Raw genomic sequence first — 23,149 nt, 5'->3', positions numbered from 1 at the left:
CTCGGTCTGAACCTCGTTCCTCGCTGCGGGCTGGAAGAGCGTGCTTGCCGCCGGTCGGCGCGACGGCGGAGGTGCGCCGCCGGCGCCCTCACGGACGCCAGCGCGGCTCGTAACCGCTGGTCAGTTTGCGTTTGTTGTGGCGCCACTTGGGCTCGTGGTTCACCATGTCGTTCGTCAGGCCGCGCAGCCGCCGGATGACCGCCCCGTACGGTTTGACCAGCATCGACGACAGGGTGCCGCCGGGCGGCTCGTCCATGAAGGGCATGAACGCGTCGGGGAAGCCCGGCATGGTGCAGCCGATGCAGATGCCGCCGACGTTCGGGCATCCTCCGATGCCCGCCATCCAGCCCCGTTTGGGCACGTTGCAGTTCACCACCGGGCCCCAGCAGCCCGCCTTCACCAGGCACTTGGGGGAGTTGTAGTCCATGGCGAAGCTCGCCTGCTCGTAGTACGAGCCCCGGTCACAGCCCTCGTGCACCGTCTTGCCGAACAGCCACTGCGGGCGCAGCATGTGGTCCAGCGGCGGCGCCGGCGCCGTACCCGCCGCGTGGTGGAGCACCCAGATCAGGGTCTCCATGAAGTTCTCCGGCTGGATCGGACAGCCGGGCACGTTCACCACCGGCAGGCCGCTCTCCGCCTTGAAGTCCCAGCCGAGGTAGTCGGCCAGCCCCATGCAGCCCGTCGGGTTCCCCGCCATCGCGTGGATGCCGCCGTAGGTGGCGCAGGTGCCGGCCGCCACCACCGCCCAGGCGCGGGGAGTGAGTTGGTCGATCCACCAGTTCAGCGTCTGCGGTTCGCCGGTGTCCGGGTCGTTGCCGAACGACGTCCAGTAGCCGTCCCCGTCGATGATCCGCTGGTTCGGGATCGACCCCTCGATGACGAGGATGAACGGGGTCAGCTCACCGCGTGCCGCGGCCCGGTACGGGGCGAGGAAGTCCTCGCCGCCCAGGCTCGGCGAGAGCACCTTGTTGACCAGGTTCACCTTCGGCAGACCGGGGATCAGTCCCAGCACCACGTCCTCGATGGAGGGCTGGTCGGCGGCGGTCAGCGAGACGGTGTCGCCGTCGCAGCTCATGCCCTCGGAGATCCAGAGGATGGTGATCTCGTCGAAACCCGCGCGCCCCTCGGACGTCGCGGGCTCCCGGCTGACTTCGGCGGTGGCGCCGTGGGTCGTCATGTCGTCGGCCTCCCATGGAGTCGGTGGCGGGGTCGGTCGCGGCGGCGGCCCGAGGACCGCGGCATGCCGCGACGGACGTCGCGGTACCGGCCGGACCGGCCGGGGAGAACACGTGGTCCTCCGGGCCACGGCGGCGCGACGCACCCACCGAATCCCCTCACCAGGCTCACACCGGTCCCCAAACACCGCTCGTTGTGGACCGGCAATGGGGTGAACGGCGCCGCCGTCGCACGGTCGGCGCCCCCCGGCCCGTCAGACTTCGGCAGCGGGCCAGCCGAGAAGGCGCGCGCCGATCACCGCCGTCTGGAGTGTGTAGCGGTGCACGGGGTTGGCCGGGTCGGCGCCGGTCAGCTTGTGGATGCGCTCCAGGCGATAGGTGAAGGCACGCACGCTGAGGTTGAGGCGGCGGGCCGCTTCCGCGGCCGTGCAGCCGGAGTCGAAGTAGGCGGTCAGGGTGTCCAGGAGCGGCTGGGGGCCGCCGCGGGCGACCGTCAGCGGCCCCAGGGTGTCGCGGACCAGATCGGCCATGGCCTGCCGGTCGCGGGTCAGGACGGGATACACCAGGAGGTCGGCGGCGCGCAGGACGGGCTCCTGGAGTTCCAGCCGGTCGGCGAGTTCCAGGGCGTTGAGGGCCTCCTCGTAGGAGGAGACCACTCCCCCGGCACCCGGATGCGGGCGTCCGATGGCGACCCGGCCGCCGTCGGTGGAGGCGTGCGCCTGCTTGGCGAAGAACGCCAGTACGTCGTCCTGGTCGCCGGGGGCGATGCAGATGAGCCGGCCGTCCTTGGTGGTGAGCAGGATGCGCCGGTCACCGAACCGGGCGACCACCTCGGTCTCGACGTACCGGGCGGCCGGGTGCGTGTCGTCGACGGGCTCACCGCCCTGGGCGACGGCCACCGCGTGGGCGCGGGAGAACAGCAGTCCGTAGCGTTCCGCGCGTTCGCCCAGCCGCCCGAGGTCGCTGCGCCCGTAGAGCAGGTCGTCGATGAACTCCCGGCGGGCGGCCTCCTCCTTGCGCATGGCGAGCTTCTGGGCCCGGTCGTGGCCCTCGGCGAACGCGTCGACGGCCTGCTCCACCGCGGTGAGGACCTGTTCGGCGCCGGCGTACGCCAGCGCCGGCGCGAAGGCCCTCGCCTCGGCGAGGTGCCGGCGGACGAGCCTGCGCAGTCCGTGGCCGGCCTCCGCCGCCCGCTCCCCGTGGGCGCGCAGCAGTTCCAACTCGTCCCGGGTCAGCCGGCGCCCGGTGGCACAGACGTCGGCCAGGATCTGCACGTACCCCGTCAGGTATTCGTCGGGTACCTCTGGCCCCGTCACTCGCCCTCCCCGGATCCCCGCACGCCATCGGCGTCCTCTTGACACATGCTCGACAAGATTGACAGACGGCTCCGCGCTTCCCGCACGGGCTCACCCCCAGGTCGGACACACGCTGTGACACACCTCACCGCAAGAATCCGGGCAAACATAAATAAACCCGCCATAAGGGGGAATCCAGTCGGTAGGAAAAACTCCACACTGGCAATCTCATGGAGAGGAGCGGCAGTGATGTCGTATCCGCAGCACTCCACCGGAATGAGCTCGCATCCGGAGATCATCGAGATGCGGGAGCGTCTGGAACGGACGGCCGCCAGCAACCGGGCGATCGTCGTCGAGGGACTGGTCGTCCTGGCCGGCGTCTACGCCGCGATCTCCCCGTGGGTGGTGCACTTCACCGGCCAGCCCACGGTCACCGTCAACAACCTGATCATCGGCATCACCGTCGCCCTGGTCGGCCTCGGCCTCACCATGGCCCCCGAGCGCATGTTCCGCCTGGCGTGGCTCCTCGTCCCGCTCGGCATATGGCTGATCATCACCCCCTGGGTCGTACCCGCGGCCCACGGCTCCCGGGCCGGCATCATCTGGAACAACGCCTGGGTGGGCGCGATCACGGCCCTGCTGGGGCTCGCCGCCATGGGGCTGACCGTCGGACTCACCCGGCGTACCCACCACCACCGGTGACGCGGGACCGGCGTCCACCGACCGCAACGGAGGGACCCGAGGGACCGCAGCCACCGACCACAGACGGAATACCGACCATGGGCCGCACCCCGCGCAACAGCGGGTACGGCCCTCTGTCATGATCGACAAGCCGTAGGGTTAGCATATGAGCGCCGCCTAGCTCGAAAGATAGATCTGTGACTGTCAACGACGACTCGTTCACCAACTGGAAGCACCGCGAAGAGATCGCGGAGTCGATGATCCCGATGATCGGGAAGCTGCACCGGGAGCGGGACGTCACCGTCCTCCTCCACAGCCGCTCCCTGGTGAACAAGTCGGTGGTGAGCATCCTCAAGACCCACCGGTTCGCCCGTCAGATCGCCGGTGAGGAGCTGTCCGTCACCGAGACGCTCCCCTTCCTGCGGGCCCTGACCACGCTCGACCTCGGGCCGTCCCAGATAGACATCGGCATGCTGGCCGCGACGTACCGCGCGGACGGCCGCGGCCTGTCGGTGGACGAGTTCACCGCCGAGGCCGTCGCCGGCGCCACCGGGGCCGACAAGATCGAGCGCCGCGAGGGACGCGACGTCGTCCTCTACGGTTTCGGCCGCATCGGCCGGCTGGTGGCCCGCCTGCTCATCGAGAAGGCCGGCTCCGGCAACGGCCTGCGGCTGCGCGCCATCGTCGTCCGCGGAGGCGGCGAGCAGGACATCATCAAGCGCGCCTCGCTGCTGCGCCGCGACTCCATCCACGGCCAGTTCCAGGGCACGATCACCGTCGACGAGGCGAACAGCGCGATCATCGCCAACGGCAACGAGATCAAGGTGATCTACGCCGACGACCCGTCGTCGGTGGACTACACGGCGTACGGCATCAAGGACGCCATCCTCATCGACAACACCGGCAAGTGGCGCGACCGCGAGGGCCTGTCCACGCACCTGCGCCCCGGCATCGACAAGGTCGTGCTGACCGCGCCGGGCAAGGGCGACGTCCCCAACATCGTCCACGGCGTCAACCACGACACCATCAAGCCGGACGAACAGATCCTGTCCTGCGCCTCCTGCACCACCAACGCGATCGTCCCGCCGCTGAAGGCGATGGACGACGAGTACGGCGTGCTGCGCGGCCACGTGGAGACCGTCCACTCGTTCACCAACGACCAGAACCTGCTGGACAACTACCACAAGGCCGAGCGCCGCGGCCGCTCCGCGCCGCTCAACATGGTCATCACCGAGACCGGCGCCGCCTCCGCCGTGGCCAAGGCGCTGCCCGACCTCACGGCGAAGATCACCGGCAGCTCGATCCGCGTGCCGGTGCCGGACGTCTCGATCGCGATCCTCAACCTGCAGTTGGCGCGGGAGACCAGCCGCGAGGAGGTCCTGGACTACCTGCGCAACGTGTCGCTGACCTCTCCGCTCAAGCGCCAGATCGACTTCACCAGCGCCCCCGACGCGGTCTCCAGCGACTTCATCGGCTCGCGCCACGCCTCGATCGTCGACGCCGGCGCCACCAAGGTCGAGGGCGACAACGCGATCCTCTACCTCTGGTACGACAACGAGTTCGGCTACTCCTGCCAGGTCATCCGCGTCGTCCAGTACGTCTCCGGGGTGGAGTACCCGACCTATCCGGCGCCCGCGGTCTGATCCGCACCCGTTGTCCGACGGCGGGACGCGGTGTGTGAGACTGCGCCCATGATCCGCACCGCGACCCCCGCCGACGTCCCCGTCATCCACGACCTCATCCTCGAGTTGGCCGACTACGAGAAGGCCCTGGACGAGGTGCGGGCGACACGGGAGCAGCTCGCCGAGGCCCTGTTCGGCGAGCGCCCCGCGGCGTTCGCGCACATCGCGCAGGACGCGGGCGGCGAGGTGGTGGGCTTCGCCCTGTGGTTCCTCAACTTCTCCACCTGGCGCGGCGTGCACGGCGTCTACCTGGAGGACCTCTATGTCCGCCCGGAGGCCCGCGGCGGCGGCTACGGCCGGGCACTGCTGACGGAACTGGCCCGGGTGTGCGTCGAGCGCGGGTACGAACGCCTGGAGTGGTCGGTCCTGAACTGGAACCGGCCGGCGATCGGCTTCTACGAGGCCCTGGGGGCGCGCCCGCAGGACGAGTGGACGGTGTACCGGCTGACCGACGAGCCGCTGAAGGCACTGTCGGCGGGGGTCTAGGACTCACTCGGGGTCTCTCGTCACACGCGCGTCCGTCCCTTCACCCGCTCCGCTCGCGCCGCCCGGCTCCCGGGCGGCAGGACACCGTCCCCGATGGCAGCATTGCCGGTGGGGGGTCCTGCCCGTGGATACGAGGGTGAAGGCATGGGCGTCAACGGCGCGAGCGGTACCGGTCCAGGCGATCCATTCACCACGACCACGGCGGTGGCCGTCGTCGACGCCGACGGGCTGATCACCTACTGGAGCCAGGGAGCCCAGGACCTGCTCGGCTACTCCACCGCCGACGTCGTACGGCATCCCGCGTGGGCGCTGCTGCGCGACCGCGACCAGGGCGCCGTGGTGTCCCGGCTGCGCCGGACCGAACGCGCCGGGAACGCGGTGCTCACGTTCCGCCACCGCGCGGGCCACACGGTACGGCTCGCCGTGCGGGTGTGCCCGCTGCTCGCCGCCGACGGGCGCCGCGACTGGCTGGTCCTCGGGGCGCACGTCCCGGCCGGCGCTCCGCCCACCAGCGCCGACGCGACCGGCGGCGACGCGACCGGTACGACCACCGCCGGTACCGCCCCGAGCAGCGCCACCCCGGCCGACACCACCACCGCCGGCGCCGGGCGGACCGACATCACCACTGCGGGTACCACCCCGACCGACACCACCCCCACCGGTACCGGCGCCGGCAGGACGTCGCCGGTCGTGACCCGGTACGCCCGGCGCCGGCTCGTCTCCGGGCAGCCGCAGGTCACCGTCGCCCACGCGCCGCCCCGGCGCGGCAGGCCGGGCCGGGGCGGGCGCGAGCACTCCCGGCCGCGCACCTTCTTCCCGCTGCACGACGGCGCGGGCCGAACGCTCGGGATCTGCTACGCCGCCCGGAACGTCAGCGTCCAGGACCCGACCCGCGAGCGGCTGGTGCTGCTGAACGCCGCCAGCGAACACATCGGAACCACGCTGGACCTCGACCGGACGGTGCAGGAGTTCGCGGAGGTCGCCGTCCCGCAGCTCGCCGACTTCGTGGCCATCGACCTCCTGGACGTCGCGACCACGGGGAAGGGCCCGCCCACCCGGCCGGCGGGCGGCCCGCCCGCGCTGCGCCGGGCGGCCCATCTGTCGATCCGGCCCGATCTGCCCAAGGTGATCGCCGAGGCCGGCGAACCCATCCGGTACCCGGCCGGGTCCCTGCAGAACCGGTGCCTGGCCACCGGACAACCCAGCCGTGAGGCCCTCGGCCCGGGGACGCCCTGGCTCCCCGACGACCCGGTGCGCTGGACCGGAATCAACCGGTTCGGCGTGCACACGCACCTGGTGCTGCCGCTGCGGGCCCGCGGCCTCACGATGGGCGTGGTGACCCTGCTGCGCTGGGAGAACCCCGATCCGTTCACCGAGGACGACCAGCTCCTGATCGAGGATCTGGTGGCACGGGCCGCCGTGTGCGTGGACAACGCCCGGCGTTTCGCCCGCGAGCACCAGGCCGCGCTCACCCTCCAGACCAGCCTGCTGCCGCCCAACCTGCCCTCGCACAACGCGGTCGAGGTCGCCCACCGCTATCTCCCCGCCGACGCGGAGTCGGGGGTGGGCGGGGACTGGTTCGACGTCATCCCGCTCTCCGGTGCCCGGGTCGCGCTGGTGGTGGGCGACGTGATCGGGCACGGCCTGCACGCCGCCGCCAGCATGGGCAGGCTGCGCGCCGCCGTGCAGACACTGGCCGACCTGGACCAGTCCCCGGACGAGCTGCTGGCGCACCTGAACGACCTGGTGATGCGCCTGTCGGACGAGGCGGAGGCGGCCGCCGAGGGCCCCGCCGCGGCGGGTGCGACCTGCGTGTACGCCATCTACGACCCCATCGCCCGGACCATGGTCGTGGCCCGCGCCGGGCATCCCAGCCCGGCCATCGCGCACCTGACCGAGCCCGTGGAGTTCCCCGACATCCCCGCCGGCCCGCCCCTGGGCCTTGGCGGCCTGCCGTTCGAGTCGGCCGAGATCCCGTTGGAGAAGGGCACCGTCATCGCCCTCTACAGCGACGGGCTGATCCAGGCGTCGGACCAGGACGTCGACGTCGGCATCGAACGGCTGTGCTTCGCCCTGGCCCACCCCGACCGGCCGCTGGAGGAGATGTGCGACACCATGGTCCGCGCCCTGCTGTCGGACCGGCCGCGGGACGACGTCGCCTTCCTGATCGTCAGGACGCGCGCCCTCAGCCCCGACCGCGTGGCGTCCTGGGACGTACCCGCCGACCCGTCGGCCGTGCGCGTGGTGCGCGACGACGTCAGCGATCGGCTGTCCCAGTGGGGCCTGGAGGAACTGGCCTTCACCACCGAACTGATCGTCAGCGAACTGGTCACCAACGCCATCCGGCACGCCCGCGGGCCGATCAAGCTGCGGCTCATCCACGAGTCCACCCTGATCTGCGAGGTCTCGGACGGCGGCCACACCTCACCGCACCTGCGGCGCGCGGGCAGCACGGACGAGGGCGGACGGGGCCTGTTCCTGGTCGCCCAGCTCGCCCAGCGCTGGGGCACCCGGTACACCAGCTCCGGCAAGACGATCTGGACGGAACAGCCCTTGCCCGGCAATATCCAGGCGAAACGACCGATCCACACAGGGATTAATCAGACATATCGTTCGCCGGGCGGCGAAGCGCGGTGTTAGAAATGACAGCATGGCCGGTAGTTCCCACCAGACCCGGAAGGCAGCGCAACCGCCGTTCAGTGAGCGGCGGGCGGACGGTGGGGACTGTCTGCGCCCGGTGGCCTGGCCGGTCCGGAGCGCCACCGGGTTCCGTCTCCCGCCGTTCTGGCGGCCCGGCACGGTGGCCGCGCAGGTCTTCCTGTTGCAGCTGGTCGTCGTCCTGGTGCTCGTCGCCGCGGCCGCCACCGCCATGGTGCTCCAGCGGCGGTACGACGGGGACAACATCGCCAAGGCGCGCTCCCTGGCCGTCGCGGAGGCGTTCGCGCAGGCCCCCGGTACGGCCATGGCCCTCCAGTCGCCCGATCCGTCGGCGCTGCTGAAGATCCCGGCGGAGAAGGCGCAGCTGAGTTCCGGTGTCGACTTCATCTCCGTGCTGAACAAGCGGGGCGTGCGGCTCACCGACCCCGAGCCGCGGCTGGTCGGCACTCCGGCGCAGGCGATCGGCCGGGCCATCGCGGGCAAGACCTTCACCGAGACGTTCCACGGCAGCCCGACCGACTCCGTGCGCGCGGTGGTGCCCGTGGTGGGCGCCGGCCGGCACGTGATCGGTATCGTCACCGCGGGAATCGAGGTCCAGACCCTGGGGCACCTGCTGGACCAGCAGATTCCGATGGTGCTGGACGCGGCGGCGCTGGCCGTGGTGCTCGCGACCGGCGGCACCTTCCTCGTCAGCCGGCGGCTGCGCCGCCAGACCCGCGGTCTCGGCCCGACCGAGATGACCCGCATGTACGAGCACCACGACGCCGTCCTGCACGCGGTGCGCGAGGGCGTTCTGATCGTCGACGCCGACGGGCGGCTCCTGCTCGCCAACGACGAGGCGCGCCGACTGCTTGACCTCCCCCGCGACGCCGACCAGCGGCTCGTCACGGACCTGGGTCTGGGAGCGGGGATGACACGGCTGCTGAAGTCGGGCGAGGTCGCCTCCGACGCGGTGTTCCCGGCCGGGGACCGGATGCTGGCGGTCAACACCCGGCGCACCACGCCGTACGGCAACGCGCCCGGGCTGGTGGCCAGCTTCCGTGACACCACCGAGCTGCGGGCCCTGTCGGGCCGGGCCGAACTGGCCCGGGAACGCCTGACGCTGCTGTACGAGGCCGGGGTGCGGATCGGCACCACGCTGGACGTACGGCGTACCGCACAGGAGCTCGCCGAGGTGGCGGTTCCGAAGGTGGCGGACATCGTCACCGTGGAGCTGCTGGAGTCCGTGCTGCAGGGCGAGGAACCCGCCGGGACGGCGCAGCGGATGCGCCGCACCGCGCTGCACGGCGCGGACCGGCACGGCCCGCTCCAGCCCGTGGGCGACCTCGTGGAGTTCGTGGTGGCCGACACGCCGATGGGGGCGACACTGCGGAGCGGCAGGGCGGTGCTGGTGCCGGACCTGCACCGCGCGCAGGACTGGCGGTCCCGGGATCCCGAGGGCGCGGTCCGGGTACTCGACCACGGCATCCATTCGCTGATCACCGTGCCGCTCAGGGCGCGGGGTGTGCTCCTCGGCATGGTCAACTTCTGGCGGAGTGCCGGCTCGCCCCGGTTCGAGGAGGAGGACGTCGCGGTCACCGAGGAGCTGGTGGCCCGGGCGGCCGTGGCGATCGACAACGCGCGCCGCTACTCCCGCGAGCACGCGATGGCGGTGACGCTCCAGCGCAGTCTGCTCCCCAGGGAGCTGCCCGAGCAGGACGCGCTGGAGGTGGCATGGCGGTATCTGCCGGCCCAGTCCGGGGTGGGCGGCGACTGGTTCGACGTCATCCCGCTGCCCGGCTTCCGGGTGGCGCTGGTGGTCGGCGACGTCGTGGGGCACGGGCTGCACGCGGCGGTGACGATGGGCCGGCTGCGCACGGCGGTGCTGAACTTCTCGTCCCTCGACCTGCCTCCCGAGGAGTTGCTGGGCCACCTGGACGAGATGGTGACCCGGCTGGACACGCCGGCGGCGAGCGCGGACGGCGAGATGTCCGCGGTCACCGGGGCCACCTGTCTGTACGCCATCTACGACCCGGTGGGCGGCCGCTGCGCCATCTCCCGCGCGGGGCACGTCGTCCCGGCCGTGGTGGACCCCGCGGGGCGGGTGACCTTCCCCGATCTGCCGCTGGCCCCGCCGCTGGGGGTGGGCGGTCATCCGTTCGAGACGGGTGAGCTGACCCTGCCGGAGGGCAGCCGGCTCGTGCTGTTCACCGACGGTCTGGTCGAGGACCGCGGCCGGGACGTCGACGAGGGCCTGTCGATGCTCGCCAAGACCGTCGCACCCGCGGACCGGACGCCGGAGGAGACCTGCCGGGAGCTGATGGAGGTGATGCTGCCGGAGCGTCCGCGCGACGACGTGGCGCTGCTCGTCGCCCGGACGCGGCTGCTCGATCCCTCCCGGGTGGCGGTCTGGGACGTGCCCTTCGACGTGGAGGCGGTCTCCCGGGTGCGCGGCGAGGTGACCCGCCGACTGCACGACTGGGGGCTGGAGGAGTCCTGCTTCGCCACGGAACTGGTCCTCAGCGAACTGCTGACCAACGCCATCCGCTACGGCGCCGAACCGGTCCGGGTCAGGATCCTGCTCGGGCGATCGCTGATCTGCGAGGTGTCGGACGGCAGCAGCACCTCGCCGCACCTCAAGCGGGCGACGACCACCGACGAAGGCGGCCGCGGCCTGTTCCTGGTCTCGCAGTTCGCGGACCGCTGGGGCACCCGCTACACGGCGCACGGCAAGGTGATCTGGGCGGAGCTGAGCCTGGACGGCCGTCCGGAGCCGGACCCCGAGGCCCTGCTGGACTCGATGGCATGGTGAGCGAACCGGCGCCGCCGCCTCCCGCACCGGAGCCGGGTCCGTCTCCGGCGCCGGATCCGGAGTGCCGACCGGGCGGGCGTCCGCCCGGTCGAACCGTGTGCGCTCCCCTGGCGCCGGGCGGAGAGTGCCACCCGAACAGGCGCCCGGCGCCGGGGACACCCCGGGGCTGCCGCCTTCCCTGGTCCGCCGCCGGGCCGTGCCGCGGCGGGGCGGGATCGCGGCGGCCGGCCGCGGGGTCTTCCCGGGCAGGTGAACCGGGTGACTGCGTTCGCACCCCGTGCCGCAGCGGTGCACTGTGGTAGGCGTGAGTTCCTGGCAGGGGCGTTTCTCCGACCGGGCGCAGGGGCGGCAACCAGGTCACATACTGGTGCTGATCCCGGTCGCGCTCATCATCCTCATCACCGTGTCCGACATCGTGGCTCCGTCCGACGTCGTGCTCGGCCCGCTGCTGGTGATCGCTCCCGCGATCACCGCCTGGTTCGAGGGGCCGTGGATCACAGGGGCCGTCGGTGCCGTCTCGGTGGCGGCCCAGGGGTTCGCGGGCTGGCGGCTGGGCATCCTGCCGTCGCGCGAGGTGTTCGTACAGATGATCGCCCTCGCGCTGCTCTCTCTTCTGGTCGTGGCCCTGTGCGCGGTCCGGGACCGCCGCGCGCGCGAGCTGGCCCAGGTCCGGTCGGTCGCCGAGGCCGCCCAGCGGGTGCTGCTGTGGCCCCTGCCGACCCGGCTGGGCCCGCTCCAGCTCGCCTCCCTCTACCTGGCCGCGGAGGACGAGGCGTCGATCGGCGGCGATCTCTACGCGGCCGCCCGCACCGACAGCGGCGCCCGGGTGATGATCGGCGACGTGCGCGGCAAGGGGCTGCCCGCCGTCGGCGAGGCGGCCCTGCTGCTCGGCGCCTTCCGGGAGGCCGCTCACCACCACGCCGCCCTGCCCTCGCTCGCCGCCTCCCTGGAGCGGAGCATCACCCGCTACCTGTCCGACTTCGAACCGGAGGAGGAGGCCGGGGAACGCTTCGTCACCGCCCTGCTGCTGGAGATCCCGGACGACGAGCCGGTGGTTCGGCTGACCAGTTGCGGCCATGTGGCCCCCCTGCTGCTGAGACCGGACAGGTCGGTGACCATGCCCGACCTCACGCCCGCCCCGCCGCTCGGGGTCGGTCTGACGGATCCGAACGGATCCGTCGTCGACGTGCTGCCCTTCGGCCTCGGCGACACCCTGCTGCTGTACACCGACGGGGCCGTGGAGGCCCGTGACGACCGCGGGGTATTCTACCCTCTGGTCGAGCGGACGACCCGGTGGGTCGACGGCGCCCCCGACTCCCTGCTCCACCACGTCCAGCGCGACCTGCTCGCCCACACCGGCGGGCGGCTCGACGACGACGTGGCCCTGATCGCGATCCGCCGTGTCCCGGCCTCGCCCACCGCGCACCGCTTCGGACGCATGGTCCAGGCGGCCGGCTGAACGGTGCCCTCGGGAGGGTCCAGGGGCTTGCCAAGATGATCACCAAGACTCGTATAGTGACCGGAAGTTGAGCGAGCACCCGGAAGGCGACCCCACCTCATGACCGGCCAGACCACCGCCGACGACAAGCTCACCTGGCTCCTGGAGGGCCTGCTGGAGCGGACCCCGGGCGCGCGGCACGCGCTCGTGCTGTCCCGGGACGGACTGAAGCTGTGCCGCACCCCGGAGCTCACCCCCGACCAGGCCGACCAGCTCGCCGCCATCGCCGCCGGCATCCAGTCGCTGTCCCACGGCGCGTCGGTCGAGTTCGGCGACGGCACCGGCGGCGTCCGCTCGGCGATGACCGAGTTCTACGGAGGGGTGCTGTTCATCGTGGAGGCCGGTGAGGGCGCGCACCTGGCGCTGGTCACCACCGAGGACGCGGACGCCGGGCTCGTCGGGCACACCATGAGCGAGCTCGTGGAGCAGCTCGGCGAGCACCTCACCGCGCCGGCGCGCGCCTCCTGAGCCGGCCCGGCCCGAACGACGGATTCAGAAGCGCCGGCGCTGAGTCCGATGGGACGGAGCGGTTGGACTTCAGGATCATGCTGGAGCAAGGTGGAGGCGTCCCTCGATCCCGGGGAGACGCCCCCGCATCGCACCACCCGGAGACCACCCGATGACCTACGTCGCGGATCCTGAGCGTTACGACGGCACCATGCGCTACCGCCGCACCGGGCACTCAGGGCTCGACCTGCCCGTCCTGTCCCTGGGCTACTGGCACAACTTCGGCGACGACCGTTCGTTCGAGACCCAGCGCGAGATCGCGCTGCGCGCCTTCGACCTGGGCATCACCCATCACGACCTGGCGAACAACTACGGACCGCCCTACGGCTCGGCGGAGATCAACTTCGGGCGTCTGATGAAGCAGGACCTCGCGCCGTACCGGGACGAGATGGTGATCTCCACCAAGGCGGGCTGGGACATGTGGCCCGGCCCGTACGGCCAGGGCGGCGGTTCCCGCAAGTACCTGCTCGCCTCGCTGGACCAGTCGCTCGAGCGCATGGGCCTGGACTACGTCGACATCTTCTACTCCCACCGGCTGGACGCCGGCACGCCGCTGGAGGAGACGATGGGCGCGCTGGACACCGCCGTCCGCCAGGGCAAGGCCCTGTACGTCGGCATCTCCTCCTACGACGCCGAGCGCAGCCGGCAGGCCGCCGCCATCCTGCGCGAGCTGGGCACCCCGCTGCTCATCCACCAGCCCTCGTACAACATGGTCAACCGCTGGATCGAGACCGAGGGGCTGCTCGACGTCGCGGAGGAGGAGGGCTTCGGCATCATCGGTTTCACCGCCCTGGCCCAGGGGCTGCTGACCGGGCGCTACCTCGAGGGCGTGCCGGAGGACTCGCGGGCCGCGCGGGGCACCTCGTTCGACACCGCCTGGCTCTCCGACGACATGCGGCGCAGGCTGCGGGCCCTGAACGACATCGCGGCCGGCCGCGGGCAGACCCTCGCCCAGATGGCGCTCGCCTGGGCCCTGCGCGACGAGCGCGTCACCTCGCTGGTGATCGGCGCCTCCCGGGTGGAGCAGCTGGAGCAGAACGTGGCCGCGCTGGACCGCATGGACTTCAGCGCCGAGGAGCTGGCCGGGATCGACACGTTCGCGACCGACGGCGGCGTGGACCTGTGGCAGGCCGCCCGCACCGGAAAGCTCGGCTGACCCGTTTCTCAAGTCACCTGGCAGGCGGCTCCGTTGAGGGTGAAGGACGCGGACTACCGGTGTTCCAGGCGCTGGTCGTGTACGCCACCCGGCAGCCGCCCGCCGGTGGCGTGGTCGGCGGGTCGGTCGGCGGCGAGTCCGGGACCTCTTCGGGTTCGCGGCATGTCGGCGTCCTTTGCTTCGAAACTTTCGGGCCGATTTCGGGAAGGCGCCGCGTCACGCTAGAGGTGCCGCACTGTCGCGTCAACCACCGGGATCGCCCGTAACTCGCAAAGGGACAGCGGGAGGTCGACCTTCGGCCATCCCTCGGTACGGCCTGCGCGAACCGTTGACCGCCTCCCGTTCTGTTCGTAACCTGCGCGTCACATTCGACCTTGGCTGCGAAACTTTCGAGAAACGGAGATGGCATGTCCATGCCCAGACGGGCGGCGCAGGCGTTCACGGCCGTCCTGCTCGCCGCTTCCACCGTCACGGCCCTGTCGCACACCGCCGCGGCCGCCGACACACTGGGGTCCGCCGCGGCCGGAAAGGGCCGTTACTTCGGTACCGCCGTCGCCGCGAACCACCTCGGCGAATCGGCCTACGCCGGCACCCTCGACCGTGAGTTCAACCAGGTCACGCCCGAGAACGAGATGAAGTGGGACGCCACCGAGGGCTCCCGCAACACCTTCACCTTCGGCAACGCCGACCAGATCGTCAACCACGCCCAGAGCCTGAACATGAAGGTCCGCGGGCACACGCTGGTGTGGCACTCCCAGCTCCCCTCCTGGGTCTCCGGCCTGGCCGCCACCGACCTGCGCTCGGCGATGAACAACCACATCACCCAGGTCATGCAGCACTACAAGGGCAAGATCTACGCCTGGGACGTGGTCAACGAGGCGTACCAGGACGGCTCCAGCGGAGCCCTGCGCAGTTCCCCGTTCGCGGACAAGCTCGGCAGCGGCTTCATCGAGGAGGCCTTCCGCACGGCCCGCAGCGTCGACCCGAACGCCAAGCTCTGCTACAACGACTACAACACCGACGGCGTCAACGCGAAGAGCAACGCGGTCTACGCCATGGTGAAGGACTTCAAGGCCCGCGGTGTGCCGATCGACTGCGTGGGCTTCCAGTCCCACTTCAACCCCGCCTCTCCGGTTCCGTCCGACTACCAGGCCAATCTGCAGCGCTTCGCCGACCTCGGGGTGGACGTGCAGATCACCGAGCTCGACATCGAGGGCTCCGGATCCGCCCAGGCCACCAACTACTCGAACGTCGTCAAGGCCTGCCTGGCGGTGACCCGTTGCACGGGCCTGACCGTCTGGGGCGTCACCGACATGTACTCGTGGCGCAGCAGTGGCACTCCGCTGCTGTTCGACTCGAGCTACGCCAAGAAGCCCGCGTACGACGCCGTCCTCGCCGCGCTCGGCGGCTCGGGAAGCGGCGGGGGTGACGGTGGCGGCGGTGACAACGGCGGCGGCAACAACGGCGGCGGCAACGCCACCTGCACGGTCTCCTTCGCCAAGACCTCGGACTGGAACGACGGCTACAACGCCGAGGTCACCGTGAAGGCGGGCTCCGCCCCGATCAAGGGCTGGAGCGTGAAGGTCACCTTCGCCCCGCCGCAGACCGTCCCCAGCGTCTGGAACGGCACGGCGAGCTGGGACAGCAGCGGCACCGTCATGACCGTGCGCGACGCCTCCTACAACGGCAGCCTCGCGGCGGGCGCGTCGACCAGTTTCGGCTTCACCGCCATGAAGAACGGCAACAACGCCACACCGACGGTCGGCGCCTGCACGGCGTCCTGACCGGTCCCGGTCACGTCGCGCACGACCGGGGCGCGCCTCGCGCGATGCCCCGGTCGTGCGTGTCGTCACGGCGGCCGGCCGGCCTCGCTGACATGCCCTTGCCTGGAGCAATGCCGACGCGGCAGCGGCCCACGCAGCAGGCTGGTGCTCTTGGTCAAGCCCGCCGGGAGTACCTGTGAACAGGCCGCCTGAGTCTTTCCGCGAGGACCGCCGCCCGCGCAAGCCGAGGGCACGGCCACAGGTGCCGGCCCAGCCCCTGTGGCTGCGCTGGCTGCCGGTCTTCTACGTCGTGGTGGTCCTCGCCGTCGAGCCGGTGACCCCGGCGCTGTGGCCCGTGAGCTTCGTGCTCACCGCGCTGCCGCTGGTGGCCGCCTTCGGGTACGGCCCCCGCGTGGTCGCCGCCGTCACGGTGTTCGCCATCGTCCTGGAGGGCGTCCTGGCCGGCACCCCGTGCTGTGCGGGCCGCACCGTGGGCAATCTGTGGGACCGCCACTACGTGGCCAACTACATCTGCACGTTCGTGGTGGGCATCCTCGGCACGATCCTCGCCTGGCACCGTGCGCGCCGGGAGCACACCCTCGCCACGGTGCGTTCCGTGGCGGAGGCCGCACAGCGCGTGTTACTGCGCCCGGTCCCCCACCACCTCGGCCAGGTCTCCGTGAAGACCCTGTACCTCTCCGCGGCGGCCGAGGCACAGATCGGCGGCGATCTGTACGAGGCGGTGCCGACCGCGCACGGAGTGCGTCTGCTCATCGGCGACGTCCGCGGCAAGGGCCTGGTCGCCGTGGAGACGGCCGCGACGATGCTCGGAGCCTTCCGTGAGGCCGCGCCCGACGAGCCCGACCTGGCCGATCTGGCCGGGCGTATGGAGCGCAGTATGAGCCGCTACGCCGCCCGGCTGCCCGGCGCCGAGGCGGCCGAGCGGTTCGTGACGGCGGTGTTCGCGGAGATCCCCGACGACGAGCACGTCGTGCGTCTCGTCAACTGCGGCCACCCGCCTCCGCTGCTCGTCAGCGGCGGCCGGGTCACGGAGCTGGAGGCGACCGAGCCCTCGCCGCCCGTCAACCTCGGTGTGCTGTTCGGCGACGGGTACCGCGTGGACGTCGCGCCCTTCCATCCCGGCGACACGTTGCTGCTGTACACCGACGGGGTCACCGAGACCCGCGACCCGGCCGGCGCCTTCTACCCGCTCATCGAGCGGGTCCGGCCCTGGGCCGGCCTTCCGCCCGGCGAACTCCTGGAGCGCCTGCACGCGGATCTGCTCGCCTTCAGCGGCGGACGGCTCGACGACGACCTGGCCGCGCTCGCCGCCCACCGCCTCCCCGCGGCGCCCCACCCCTGAGCAGTGGCACGGGACATGACCGAAGTTCGCCTCCGGTGCGGCGTGCGCGGACGGCTCACGGGGCCCACGAGGCGTCGCCGGGGCGGGCCGGCATGGCCAGATGGTCGAGGTCCGCCGGCCGGGGCGACGTCACCGGCCACAACGGGGCCGGGGTGCCGTCGGCGACCGCGGCCGGGGCGTCGGTGAGGTTCATGCGGTCGCGCAGACGGCCGTAGAAGTCCATCGGGCCCAGCCGGACGGCCCGCAGCCGGCGCGGGGAGGCGTAGACGCCGATCCAGTCACCAGGGTCGAGCACACCGCGCAACTGGCCGTCGATGCTGACGGCGGCCTGGCCCGAGCGTTCCAGCACGCGCAGGCCGACCGCTTCGTCCGGCGCGGCCACGACCGAGCGGTTGAACACCATGTGCGGGGCGACCGGAGTGAAGACGAGGGCGTCCGCGCGGGGCGAGACGACCGGGCCCCCGGCGGCGAAGCTGTAGGCCGTGGAGCCGGTGGGGGTGGCGACCAGCAGCGCGTCGGCCGAATAGGACGCCAGGAGCCGGCCCGCGAGGTAGACGCCGACCGACACCTGCCGGTCCCGGGCCAGCTTCTCCAGCACGATGTCGTTCAGGGCGGTGACGTTCAGCGGGATGCCCCAGTCGCCACCGGCCTGGCAGTCGGCGCGGACCCGGGGCGGCGGCAGCATCGGGCGGCGGCCGTAGCGCATCAGTTCCTCGATGTCGGCGGGCACCTCCAGGCGGCGCGAGGCGCGCAGGGTGAGCATCATCCGGTTCTCCACCGTGAGGCGCTCCGCGAGGACGGCGTCCAGCGCGGCACGCACGACCGTGACGGGCACCTCCGTGAGGAATCCCACCCGGCCGAGGTCGACCCCCAGGACCAGGGCGTCGTTCACCGCGGCCAGCCGGGCGCCGCGCAGGAACGTGCCGTCACCGCCCAGGGTGACGACGAGGTCCGGGTCGCCCGCGGCCTCGACCTCCTCCCGGGAGGAGCGCCGCCCTCCGTCGTGCCACACGTCGATGTCCGCGCACCCCACGCCGTGCTCGTCGGACCACTCGCGCACGGTGCGGGCGGCGGCCGCGGCCTCACCGCGCCCGCCGTGGACGACCAGGCCGATACGACGCACCGTCACCTCTGCCTCCGGATCTCCGCACCCGGGCGGACTCGCTGCCGGACGCCATCCTCACCGCGCGGTGAGCGCCTCGCCGAACGCCACGCCGCCGGACGGGCCCCGCTCCCCCGCGCCGCCGCCTCGCCCCTGTCCGGCCGCACCGGCCAGGCGCGGGCAGCGTTCCCGGGTTCCCCTGCTCCACGTGCGGAAACACCGGACTCGTACGGCTCTCGGGCAGCGTTCCGCGCGGAGTGTCAGCTCGCCCATGCCAGGAGCCGTTCACCCGGCTCCTGCTCCCTCAGCCGGGCCAGTGACTCCTTCTCCAGCTGACGCACGCGCTCACGGGTCAGGCCCACGTGCTGGGCGACCTCTTTCAGGGTGCGCTGGTGCCCGTCGTGCAGGCCGTACCGCAGGCTGAGGATGAGGGCCTCGCGCGGCGCCAGGGTGTCGACGGCCTCCCGCAGTTCCTCGGCCAGCGCCTGGTACTCGGCGACCTCGGGGGCCCGCAGCACCTCCGTGTCGGGGATGAGATCGCCGACCACCGTCTCGCCGGTGTCGTCCACCGGCATGTCCAGGCTGACCACCTGCCGGCCGACGCGGCGCAGCCAGACGACCCTGTCCTCGGTGAGACCGCTCTCGCGGGCGACCTCCTCGACGGTCGGCTCGTGTTCGAGGCTCAGCTGCAACTTGCGTTCGATCTTGGCGAGCTTCTGCAACTGCTCCACGACGTGCATCGGCAGCCGTACGGAACGCGCGTGCGTGGCGAGGCCGCGCTCCATCGCCTGGCGGATCCACCAGGTGGCATAGGTGGAGAACTTGAACCCCTTGGTGTGGTCGAACTTCTCCACCGCCCGGATGAGCCCCAGGTTGCCCTCCTGGATGACGTCGAGGAGCGGCAGCCCGCGATGGGCGTGCCGTTTGGCCATGGCCACGACGAGCCGGAGGTTGGCCCGCACCATGTGGTCCTTGGCCTCCTGGCCGTCCCGTACGGCGGCCTCCAGGTCCCGCCGGTGCTTCGGCGCGACCTCCCGGTCGTCCTCCTCGGCCTGCCGCAGTTCCGCCACGGCGTGCAGACCGGCCTCGATGCGCCGGGCAAGCCGCACCTCGCCCTCCGCGTCGAGCAGCGGTGTCGCCCCGATCTGGCGCAGGTACTGACCGAGCAGATCGGGTTCGCCGTCGGGTTCGGGCACCGCGTCGTACCGCTTGGTGGCACGCACCGCCGCCCGCCGTCCGGTACGTGCGGACGCCGCCGTCCTCTGCTTCGCGGGAGCCATCGCGCGCTCCTCATCTCCTCGCGACCGCCGCCCGGGTACCCGAGACAGCCGCCGCCCATACGTCCCGGCCGGGGACCAGCGGCTCGGGGTCGCGGCTGTCGGCCAGGGCGAACGGCGACCACGGTCCGGCCCCGGGTCAGGGGGTCCTGGTCACCGTCAGCAGGGCCGCGGCGTCCTCGACGGCCTCCAGGCTGTGCCGGGCCTGCGGCACGATGAGCAGGTCCCCCGCCATGCCCTCCCACGACGTGTCGCCGCTGCGCAGCACCACCCGTCCGCGCAGCACCAGCACCGTCGCCTCACCAGGGTTGTCGTGCTCGGCCAGGGACGTGCCGGCGCGCAGCGTGATGAGGGTCTGGCGCAGCACGTGTTCGTGGCCGCCGTAGACGGTCTCCGCGCTGCGGCCGGCCGGGGACGCCTCGGCCCGTCCGAGGTGCTCACGGGCGAGGGCGTCGAGGGAGATCTTCTGCATCACTGTGACTCTTCCTCATGGGGGGACCCGAGCGGGGCAGTTCCGTAGCGTACGCCGGTGCGCCGCCGTCTTCGGGCTTTCCCCCTGCGGCCCCGTGGCGGGCGGGGGAAGCCTCCGCACCCCCACCCGGCGTAAGGTGGCCGTGCCGGGGCCCGGACGGTGAGGACGAGCACCGGCCCTGCCGGGAGGTGCCCCATGTCGCACGATCCATGGCGGCCGGAGCCCGAAGAGGCGGCCGTCCCCAGGGCCACCGCAGCCCCGGAAAGCGCCCGGACCCCGGATGGTGGTGAGGCCTACGAGGAGCTCAGCGCCCGGATCCGGCAGCTCAGCCTGGACCGCCGCAGGCTGCACCGCCTGCTGGACGCGGTGGTGGCCCTCAGCGCCGACCGGGACACCCGCACCGTGCTGCGTCACCTGGTGCAGGCGGGCACCGACCTCGTCGACGCGCGCTACGGCGCCCTCGGCGTGCTCGGCGAGGGCGGGGAGATCATCGACCTGATCACCGTCGGCGTCGACGGCGCCGAGCAGCTGCTGTCCGCATCCGGGCTCCCGCAGAGCCACGGGCTGCTGGGCAGCCTGATCGAGGAGCCCAGGCCGCTGCGGATCGACCGCATCGCCGCCGATCCCCGCTCGGTCGGCTTCCCCGACGGCCACCCGGTGATGACCACGCTGCTCGGGGTCCCGCTGACCGTGCGCGACACCGTCTACGGCAACCTCTACCTGGCGGACAAGAAGGACGGCACGCCCTTCGCCGACGCCGACGAGGCCCTGCTGACCGCGCTGGCCAGTGCCGCGAGCGTCAGCATCGAGAACTCCCGTCTGTACGGGCGGCTCAAGCGGTCCGCCGAACAGTTCCAGCGCCGTCTGCTGCCGGTACTGCCCGACCTGTCCCCGCTGCTGGTGGAGGCCCGCTACGAGCCGGCGTCCGAGCTGCCCCACCTAGGTGGTGACTGGTACGACGCCTTCGGGCTGCCCGACGGGGCGGTCCTCGTCGTCGTCGGCGACGTGACCGGCCACGACGTGGAGGCGGCGCCGCTGATGGGGCAGATCCGCAACATGCTGCGGGCCCTGGCCTTCGACCGGTGCGGGCCGCCCAGCCTGATCGTGGACAGGCTCGACCGGGCGCTGGCCGCGTTCGGCGATCCGCCGGCGGCCACCCTGGTCCTGGCCCGCATCGAGTGGATACCGGACGCCGGGTACGCGCTGCGCTGGACCAACGCCGGGCATCCGCCGCCGCTGCTGATCACCCCCGACGGCGCGGTCCGCTGCCTGGCTCCCGAGGCCCACGGCATCCCGGTCGGCGTCGAGCCGGGTCTGCCCCGCCCCGACCACGAGCACCCGCTGCCACCGGACAGCACCCTGCTGCTGTTCACCGACGGCCTGATCGAGCGCCGTGACCGGGACATCGACGCCGGGCTGCGGGACCTGGCGGACCATGCCGCCGCCCTGGCCGGCGCCCCGCTGGACGCGCTGTGCGACGCGCTGCTCGGCCGCCAGGACGGCTACGACGACGACGTGGCCCTGCTGGCCCTGCGCATGCCGCGGCTCGCGCGCTGAGCGAACCGGCTCTCCCCCGTCCGGCCCAACAGCGCTGGGCAGGAGGGGGAGAGGGCGCGTGAGCGGTGGGTGCGTGGTGGAAGGCATGGCGAACCTGCGAGTCGGAGGAGGGCCTATGCCGGATGCTGTGGTCGAGGGCGCCGTGGACGGCGACAGAGCCGTGCGGGTCGGTCCCGGCGGGCAGCCCTTCGCGCAGGTGAGCGCGGTCGCCGACGCCGTCCTCTACGAGGGCTACCTGCTGTATCCCTACCGCCGCTCCTCCCCCAAGAACCGCGTCCGCTGGCAGTTCGGGGTGCTGCTGCCGCGCAACTGGGTGGAGTGCGACGGGCCCGTCACGGTCGGTGTGTCGGGCTCCGCCGACTCCTGGTACCAGCGGACCGAGTGCCTGCTGCGGGTGCACGGGCCCGACGCCGTCCTGCGGGTCAGGGTGCGCTACCTCCAGGCGCAGCACAAGCAGGTGGAGGAGACCGGCCCGGACGGCGGGCTCCGCCCCGTCCACTCGCTGCGGACCGGCGACGGCACCACCCATCTGACCTTCGACGAGGCGGTGCCGCGCGAGACCGACCTCGTCGTGCCGCTGGAGGACCTGCTGCGGCGGGAGTGCACCGCCCCGGTGGGCGCGCCGGCCGGTGAGGAGAGCGATTCCCTGCCCGAGGGCGGCGGGCGGATCGTACGGCGGCGCTCGGAGATCCGGGCGGACACCACGCTCGCGGCCGAGCGTCTCGCGGACGGTCTGGTCCGGCTGCGGGTGCGCACCGAGAACACCGGGCACGCGGCGGATCCGCGGGCCCCGCGGGACATCGCACTGCGCCAGGCGCTCATCGCCACGCACACCCTCATCGGCGGCACGGGCATCGAGTTCGTCTCCCTGACCGACCCGCCCGCGGACCTGCTGGAGCACGTCCGCGGCTGCCGCAACGCGTTCACCTTCCCCGTCCTCGGCGGCGAACCGCCCGCCACGGGCGGCGGCACCGGCGCCGGCCGTGAGGCACAGTCCTCGGACGGCGGCACCGGGCCCGTGCTGCTGTCCGCGCCGATCATCCTGCCCGACCGTCCCCAGGTCGCGCCCGAGAGTCCGGGCGACCTGCACGACGCGGCGGAGATCGACGAGATCCTGACGCTGCGGACGATGCTGCTGACCGACGAGGAGAAGCGCGAGGCGCGCGCCACCGACCCGCGCGCCGCCGAGATCCTGGACCGGGTGGACCACATGCCCCCGGAGGTCCTCTCCCGGCTGCACGGCGCCATCCGCTCGCTGGCTCCCGCCGCGCCCGTCGCCACGGCCCCCGCGGGCGCGGACGGTGCCGCCGCGACCGCTTCGGGGGGACCGGCCGCCGACCGGCCGCCCGCCTGGTGGCAGGAGGGCGGTGACGACGGCCTCTCCCCCACCACCGAGAAGGTGCTCGTCGACGGCGTGCCCCTGGGAGGCGGCAGCCGTGTCCGGCTGCGTCCGCGGGGCCGGGGCGCCGACGCCCAGGACATGTTCCTGGCCGGGCGGACCGCGCACGTGGCCGCGGTCTTCCACGACGTGGACGGCAGCGTGCACCTCGCCGTCACCCTCGACGACGACCCCGCGGCCGAACTGCACAGCTGGTACGGCCGCTTCCACTACTTCCGGCCCGACGAGCTGGAGCCGTACACCGCCACCGATCCGCGGAACCCGAACAGTGAAGGGCAGCAATCCAC

Annotated in this window: 17 protein-coding genes; 12 read left to right on the top strand and 5 right to left on the bottom strand. The window is 72.3% G+C overall.

Annotated features, from left to right (window positions below):
* Positions 1 to 88: 88 nt before the first annotated feature.
* Both ACIHCX_RS37770 and ACIHCX_RS37765 read right to left on the bottom strand, forming a co-directional pair.
* Positions 89 to 1,177, bottom strand: a complete 1,089-nt coding sequence (locus tag ACIHCX_RS37770) for a hydrogenase expression protein HypE (RefSeq protein ID WP_400037895.1) — start codon at positions 1,175 to 1,177, stop codon at positions 89 to 91.
* Between the two features lie 252 nt (positions 1,178 to 1,429).
* Entirely contained in the window at positions 1,430 to 2,491 is a 1,062-nt protein-coding gene (locus tag ACIHCX_RS37765; protein WP_400037893.1) for a PucR family transcriptional regulator, read from the bottom strand.
* Between the two features lie 228 nt (positions 2,492 to 2,719).
* On the opposite strand from ACIHCX_RS37765, the gene ACIHCX_RS37760 reads away from it, so the two are divergent.
* The 10 genes from ACIHCX_RS37760 (at position 2,720) to ACIHCX_RS37715 (ending at position 17,055) form a co-directional block, all read left to right on the top strand.
* The gene (locus tag ACIHCX_RS37760) at positions 2,720 to 3,172 is read left to right on the top strand and encodes an SPW repeat protein (RefSeq protein ID WP_400037891.1); all 453 of its coding nucleotides are present in this window, start codon (positions 2,720 to 2,722) and stop codon (positions 3,170 to 3,172) included.
* Between the two features lie 176 nt (positions 3,173 to 3,348).
* Positions 3,349 to 4,794 (top strand): glyceraldehyde-3-phosphate dehydrogenase, encoded by a 1,446-nt coding sequence (locus ACIHCX_RS37755; protein ID WP_400037889.1) that lies wholly within the window; start codon positions 3,349 to 3,351, stop codon positions 4,792 to 4,794.
* 48 nt (positions 4,795 to 4,842) lie between these two features.
* The gene (locus tag ACIHCX_RS37750; protein ID WP_400037887.1) at positions 4,843 to 5,319 is read left to right on the top strand and encodes a GNAT family N-acetyltransferase; all 477 of its coding nucleotides are present in this window, start codon (positions 4,843 to 4,845) and stop codon (positions 5,317 to 5,319) included.
* Between the two features lie 144 nt (positions 5,320 to 5,463).
* Positions 5,464 to 7,959: a SpoIIE family protein phosphatase gene (locus ACIHCX_RS37745; protein WP_400037885.1), complete on the top strand. Its 2,496-nt coding sequence runs from the start codon at positions 5,464 to 5,466 to the stop codon at positions 7,957 to 7,959.
* Positions 7,960 to 7,969: 10 nt separating this feature from the next.
* Positions 7,970 to 10,768 carry a SpoIIE family protein phosphatase gene (locus ACIHCX_RS37740; protein WP_400037883.1) on the top strand — a complete coding sequence of 933 codons (2,799 nt, stop codon included), beginning with the start codon at positions 7,970 to 7,972 and terminating at the stop codon, positions 10,766 to 10,768.
* Between the two features lie 304 nt (positions 10,769 to 11,072).
* The gene (locus tag ACIHCX_RS37735) at positions 11,073 to 12,227 is read left to right on the top strand and encodes a PP2C family protein-serine/threonine phosphatase (protein WP_400037880.1); all 1,155 of its coding nucleotides are present in this window, start codon (positions 11,073 to 11,075) and stop codon (positions 12,225 to 12,227) included.
* A 99-nt stretch (positions 12,228 to 12,326) separates the two neighbouring features.
* Positions 12,327 to 12,734 carry a roadblock/LC7 domain-containing protein gene (locus tag ACIHCX_RS37730; protein WP_400037878.1) on the top strand — a complete coding sequence of 136 codons (408 nt, stop codon included), beginning with the start codon at positions 12,327 to 12,329 and terminating at the stop codon, positions 12,732 to 12,734.
* Positions 12,735 to 12,885: 151 nt separating this feature from the next.
* Positions 12,886 to 13,929, top strand: coding sequence for an L-glyceraldehyde 3-phosphate reductase (mgrA, locus tag ACIHCX_RS37725; RefSeq protein ID WP_400037876.1), 1,044 nt, complete (start codon positions 12,886 to 12,888; stop codon positions 13,927 to 13,929).
* 407 nt (positions 13,930 to 14,336) lie between these two features.
* Positions 14,337 to 15,713: an endo-1,4-beta-xylanase gene (locus tag ACIHCX_RS37720; protein ID WP_400037874.1), complete on the top strand. Its 1,377-nt coding sequence runs from the start codon at positions 14,337 to 14,339 to the stop codon at positions 15,711 to 15,713.
* A 241-nt stretch (positions 15,714 to 15,954) separates the two neighbouring features.
* Positions 15,955 to 17,055, top strand: a complete 1,101-nt coding sequence (locus tag ACIHCX_RS37715; protein WP_400037872.1) for a PP2C family protein-serine/threonine phosphatase — start codon at positions 15,955 to 15,957, stop codon at positions 17,053 to 17,055.
* Positions 17,056 to 17,110: 55 nt separating this feature from the next.
* On the opposite strand, the gene ACIHCX_RS37710 is transcribed toward ACIHCX_RS37715, so the two are convergent.
* The 3 genes from ACIHCX_RS37710 to ACIHCX_RS37700 form a co-directional block, all read right to left on the bottom strand.
* Positions 17,111 to 18,184 (bottom strand): NAD(+)/NADH kinase, encoded by a 1,074-nt coding sequence (locus tag ACIHCX_RS37710; RefSeq protein WP_400037870.1) that lies wholly within the window; start codon positions 18,182 to 18,184, stop codon positions 17,111 to 17,113.
* Positions 18,185 to 18,417: 233 nt separating this feature from the next.
* Positions 18,418 to 19,437: an RNA polymerase sigma factor RpoD/SigA gene (locus ACIHCX_RS37705; protein ID WP_400037868.1), complete on the bottom strand. Its 1,020-nt coding sequence runs from the start codon at positions 19,435 to 19,437 to the stop codon at positions 18,418 to 18,420.
* Positions 19,438 to 19,573: 136 nt separating this feature from the next.
* Positions 19,574 to 19,906: a cupin domain-containing protein gene (locus tag ACIHCX_RS37700; RefSeq protein WP_400037866.1), complete on the bottom strand. Its 333-nt coding sequence runs from the start codon at positions 19,904 to 19,906 to the stop codon at positions 19,574 to 19,576.
* A gap of 195 nt (positions 19,907 to 20,101) precedes the next feature.
* Here ACIHCX_RS37700 and ACIHCX_RS37695 point away from each other — a divergent pair, with 195 nt between their 5' ends.
* Both ACIHCX_RS37695 and ACIHCX_RS37690 read left to right on the top strand, forming a co-directional pair.
* The gene (locus tag ACIHCX_RS37695) at positions 20,102 to 21,463 is read left to right on the top strand and encodes a PP2C family protein-serine/threonine phosphatase (RefSeq protein WP_400037864.1); all 1,362 of its coding nucleotides are present in this window, start codon (positions 20,102 to 20,104) and stop codon (positions 21,461 to 21,463) included.
* A gap of 115 nt (positions 21,464 to 21,578) precedes the next feature.
* On the top strand, positions 21,579 to 23,149 hold a 1,571-nt coding region (locus tag ACIHCX_RS37690), incomplete at its 3' end, for a hypothetical protein (protein ID WP_400037862.1).

Source organism: Streptomyces sp. NPDC052043 (assembly GCF_044548235.1).
Taxonomy (GTDB): domain Bacteria; phylum Actinomycetota; class Actinomycetes; order Streptomycetales; family Streptomycetaceae; genus Streptomyces.
Note: the sequence above shows the minus strand (reverse complement) of the source record. Positions and strands in the feature narration are given on the sequence as shown.

Coding starts and splice junctions, on each gene's coding strand:
- ACIHCX_RS37695 (WP_400037864.1), top strand. CDS start 20,102: ATGTCGCACGATCCATGGCGGCCGGAGCCCGAAGAGGCGGCCGTCCCC.
- ACIHCX_RS37760 (WP_400037891.1), top strand. CDS start 2,720: ATGTCGTATCCGCAGCACTCCACCGGAATGAGCTCGCATCCGGAGATC.
- ACIHCX_RS37705 (WP_400037868.1), bottom strand. CDS start 19,437: ATGGCTCCCGCGAAGCAGAGGACGGCGGCGTCCGCACGTACCGGACGG.
- ACIHCX_RS37750 (WP_400037887.1), top strand. CDS start 4,843: ATGATCCGCACCGCGACCCCCGCCGACGTCCCCGTCATCCACGACCTC.
- ACIHCX_RS37770 (WP_400037895.1), bottom strand. CDS start 1,177: ATGACGACCCACGGCGCCACCGCCGAAGTCAGCCGGGAGCCCGCGACG.
- ACIHCX_RS37730 (WP_400037878.1), top strand. CDS start 12,327: ATGACCGGCCAGACCACCGCCGACGACAAGCTCACCTGGCTCCTGGAG.
- mgrA (WP_400037876.1), top strand. CDS start 12,886: ATGACCTACGTCGCGGATCCTGAGCGTTACGACGGCACCATGCGCTAC.
- ACIHCX_RS37745 (WP_400037885.1), top strand. CDS start 5,464: ATGGGCGTCAACGGCGCGAGCGGTACCGGTCCAGGCGATCCATTCACC.
- ACIHCX_RS37700 (WP_400037866.1), bottom strand. CDS start 19,906: ATGCAGAAGATCTCCCTCGACGCCCTCGCCCGTGAGCACCTCGGACGG.
- ACIHCX_RS37740 (WP_400037883.1), top strand. CDS start 7,970: ATGGCCGGTAGTTCCCACCAGACCCGGAAGGCAGCGCAACCGCCGTTC.
- ACIHCX_RS37720 (WP_400037874.1), top strand. CDS start 14,337: ATGTCCATGCCCAGACGGGCGGCGCAGGCGTTCACGGCCGTCCTGCTC.